General features: G+C 35.2%; 2 protein-coding genes and 2 pseudogenes. 3 read left to right on the forward strand and 1 reads right to left on the reverse strand.

Annotated elements, in window-relative coordinates:
- Positions 1 to 674 (forward strand): annotated as a pseudogene (locus ACIPNH_RS03880) (hypothetical protein); the annotation flags it as partial.
- A gap of 180 nt (positions 675 to 854) precedes the next feature.
- Here the strand turns inward: ACIPNH_RS03880 and gatA are convergent.
- Positions 855 to 2,324 (reverse strand): Asp-tRNA(Asn)/Glu-tRNA(Gln) amidotransferase subunit GatA, encoded by a 1,470-nt coding sequence (gene gatA / locus ACIPNH_RS03885; protein WP_010962643.1) that lies wholly within the window; start codon positions 2,322 to 2,324, stop codon positions 855 to 857.
- A gap of 389 nt (positions 2,325 to 2,713) precedes the next feature.
- On the opposite strand from gatA, the gene mtaB reads away from it, so the two are divergent.
- On the forward strand, positions 2,714 to 3,940 hold the full coding sequence (gene mtaB / locus ACIPNH_RS03890; RefSeq protein ID WP_010082135.1) for a tRNA (N(6)-L-threonylcarbamoyladenosine(37)-C(2))-methylthiotransferase MtaB: 1,227 nt from the start codon (positions 2,714 to 2,716) through the stop codon (positions 3,938 to 3,940).
- 66 nt (positions 3,941 to 4,006) lie between these two features.
- Positions 4,007 to 4,165, forward strand: a pseudogene (locus ACIPNH_RS03895) (P44/Msp2 family outer membrane protein); the annotation flags it as partial.

Here is a 4,165-nt window from a genome sequence, read left to right on the forward strand (position 1 = left end):
ATCCTCCAAAATTTTATTTTACCCGAAAAAACTCCTTTCTTTCTCTCCACTTTTTCTGGGTAAGGTCAGTATGGGAAAAGGTGAAAGATGTACTAAAAAACCCAGAGATGATAAAAAAGGAATACCAACGTAGAGTATTAGAAAATAAAAATGATGAATCATCAGAGAAAAAGTTTGCAAGAAGAGAAAATCAAATAAAAGAAGGTATCGAAAAATTAATGGAAGATTATTATAGTCAAGAAAATGCAGGAGAGAAAGGATATATAAGCGAGGAAGAATTTAAACAGACAATGAGAAAAATGAAAGAACGCTTACAAGGGATAGAAGAAGAGAAAAAAAAGGTAGTTGATCAGAAGGCAGTAGAAAAAGGAATAAGTCTTATTATAAATAGCATAAAGAATTTTTATTCTAGTGTAAAATCGAACCTGGAACAGCTAGATTGGCAAACTAAGCGCGGCATTATTAAAGCATTAATAGGACAAATTAACATTGGTTGTGATCAGGTAGAAGTAGGATTTCAGATCGAAGAACCAGCACAGGATGGGGGAATTCTTAATTTGTATCATTGTACTACACATCGTAATAAGGGGGTTGGCAAAATGTGTCAAGCAAGTTTTTTCGTTTCTATAAATCTGGATTTCAGCGTTATGCGCTGGAATGACAACGTGAGGTAAATTTTTCAACATCCCAAAATTACAGAATTCAGTCTGTTTAATTAAGTGTGAACTGTTACACGAAAATTTTGTAAACAGATTAATATACCCTGTTTTTGCTATTTATCTAAAAATGGAACCATAGAGTACGTTGAGGAGCGTAAGCAAATTTTAATGCAAAAATTACTATCAAAAAATAGATTATGCAAGAGGTCTAATTATTCTGCCGCAATTTTGCTCTATCACACTTGCCACATTTAATATTCCAGCTTCATCATAATAATTTCCAATCACTTGCAAGGCAAGTGGTAAACCCTCATTGGAGAGCCCAACAGGAACAGAAATAGCAGGCAATCCTGCCAGACTTGCCGGCACAGTAAACACATCATTGATGCACATAATTAGCGGATCTGGCTTTTCATTTAAGCCAAAAGCTTCTGTTGGAGCAGATGGCACAAGTATGTAATCTATTTTTTCAAACGCTTTTATAAAATCATTTCTGATTAATGCCCTGATACACTGTGCTTTTTCGTAATATTCATTGTAATGACCTGAGGAAAGCGCATAAGCGCCAATTAAAATTCTTCTTTTCACCTCTTTACCAAAACCTTCTGCTCTTGTTAGTGAATACATTTCTTCAAGGGTATCAGCATCAACCCTGAACCCATAACGCACACCGTCATAACGAGCAAGATTGGATGAAGTTTCAGCAGAACAAATTAAATAATAGACTGGTATTGCATATTTAGTATGTGGCAGAGTAACGTCAACAACTTCAGCGCCATTTTCTTTTAAATAGGAAGCAACTTTCTCCCAATTATGGACTATTTCCTCTGAAATTCCATCCATCCTATATTCTTTTGGTATACCAATACGCTTACCCTTGACATCACCATTTATAAAGCTAGAAAATTTAGGCACTGGCTTTTCGCTTGATATTGAATCTTTTGTATCATAGCCACAGATTGCTTCCAGCATTAATGCTGAATCAGAGACAGAACGAGTAATGACTCCTGCTTGATCTAGAGAACTCGCAAATGCAATCATACCAAAACGCGAGCATCTTCCATAAGTTGGCTTTATTCCAACCACTCCACAATAAGCTGCTGGTTGGCGCACAGATCCACCGGTGTCACTCCCTAGTGCTCCAGCGCATAAAAATCCAGCCACCGATGCTGCAGATCCACCAGATGATCCACCAGGAACAACTTTTTCCCCATCGCTTTTTCTAATCCACACATTTTCAACAGGGCCAAAATAGCTATTTGTGTTCGCAGAACCCATAGCAAATTCATCCATATTAAGCTTACCGAGCATGGCTGCTCCACTTTTTAAAAGCAAGTCAGACACCGTAGATTCGTAAGTCGGAACGAAATTTTCCAGCATTTTTGAGCATGCTGTTGTTTTTATTCCTTTTGTACAGAATAGATCTTTGATGCCAACTGGTACACCCATGAGCGGCGAGATTAAATCATCCTTTTGCCTAGAGAAATGTTCATCTGCAGCTTTAGCAGCTTTCATTGCTATCTCTGGGGTTTTTGTTATAAATGCATTTAATTTCTCATTTTCAACCGCACTGATGTGCGCCTCTACGAGTTCAACGGCAGAAAAACTCTTTTTTTTGAGCCCGTCATGCATTTGTGTAATACTTAACTTTCTTAGTTCATTCATCAATATTTAATTTTTAGCAAGACGTTAATTATAACATGGCACGATAAAAAATCCATACATTTATAGTTACAGCTAGAAATGTAGCTAAGGTAACTTAGATTCACCGACAATCGTCATCCCGCTACTTGTTAGCGGCTAAGAGATACCGCAGCGGTATGACGTAGAAGCTATACTTTTATACTCACCAACTTAGTATCCAATCCGGATTGTATCTTAAAAAGGTCAAAAGACTATAATAAGCAAAGGAATGATACTGTGTCTGAGTGAAAATCGTTGAGATCCCAGTGTCTGCTGCTTGCATAGCATTTATTTACAAAAAAATAGTCATGCAAGAGACTTTGCTTGGATATTTGATATAATTTAGGTCTATTAAAGCAAAAAATACTAACATGAATGAAGTGATAACATTTGGTTGTCGTCTAAATTTTTACGAGAGCGAGTTAATCAAAGAAGCATTAAAAAAAGCAAAGAGAGAAAATGTTGTTGTGGTGCATAGCTGTGCAGTGACAAACGAAGCAGAACGTCAGGTAAAGCAAAAGATACGTAAGATTTACAAAAATGATCCAAATAAAGAAATTATCGTAGTTGGTTGTGCTGTTCAGTTGGATCCAGAAGTTTACAGTAGCATTCCTGGTGTAAGTAAAGTGCTCGGTAATCAAGATAAGCTAAAAGCTGAAAATTACTTACTAAATGACGATAAAATCTTGGTCAGTGATAACCAAGTAGAACCTGTTCTAATTAATGGATTTGAAGATAAGTCAAGGGCATTTATTGAAATTCAAAATGGTTGTAATCATAGCTGCACATTTTGTTCAATTACTGAGGCAAGAGGGAATAATCGATCTGTGCCAATAAACAGTATTATAGAGCAAATCAGGATCTTTGTAGAAAATGGATATCAAGAAGTAGTGTTTACAGGGGTTGATATTACTGACTTTGGTACAGATTTGTTGGGTAAGCCATCACTTGGTTCAATGATTAGGAGAGTTTTAAAGGATATACCAGAGTTGAAGAGGCTAAGACTTTCCTCTATCGATGTTGCTGAAGTTGACGACGAATTAATGGATTTAATAGCTAATGAGTCAAGACTTATGCCTCATTTACATTTGAGTCTACAATCTGGTAATAATTTAATACTAAAGAGAATGAAGCGTCGTCACAACAGAGAACAAGTGATAGAATTTTGTCATAAAATGAAGAGCTTGAGACCTAATATAGCATTTGGCGCTGATATTATTGCTGGATTTCCAACAGAAACTGATGAAATGTTTCAGGATACAGTTGATTTACTGAAAAAAACAAATATAGTTTACCTACATGCTTTTCCATATTCAGAGCGGAAAAATACACCTGCTGCACGAATGCCACAAGTACCAGAGAATGTGCGTAAAGAACGAGTAAAAAATTTAAGAGAAGTAAATAAAGAAATTATGAGCAGTTTTTGTCAATCCTTGATCAACACTAAGCAAAGTGTTCTGGTTGAGCAAAATAATGTCGGTAGAGCAGAAAATTTTGCATTAATAAAGCTTGAATCAAAAGCTCAAGCCAAGAGTATTGTGAAAGTTAATGTTAAAGGAGTGGAAAATAATTATCTAATTGGAAATATTTTTTCTTAATTTTTGTACATTGAAGAAATATACGATATAGTAATTATACTGTAAATGATAATTGTGAATTCATTTATGATAACTAGAATATCTATTACTTTATTTTTCATTTTCATTTCATGTGTCTATTTTTTTATTACTTATATTAGTAATGATACACACATTGAGCAAGTACAACCCTTAAAATTAGAAACAGACAATAATAAAAGTGTGATACGTTCTGAGGAGGTTACT

It is taken from the genome of Wolbachia endosymbiont of Drosophila barbarae (assembly GCF_044752445.1).
Taxonomy (GTDB): domain Bacteria; phylum Pseudomonadota; class Alphaproteobacteria; order Rickettsiales; family Anaplasmataceae; genus Wolbachia; species Wolbachia pipientis.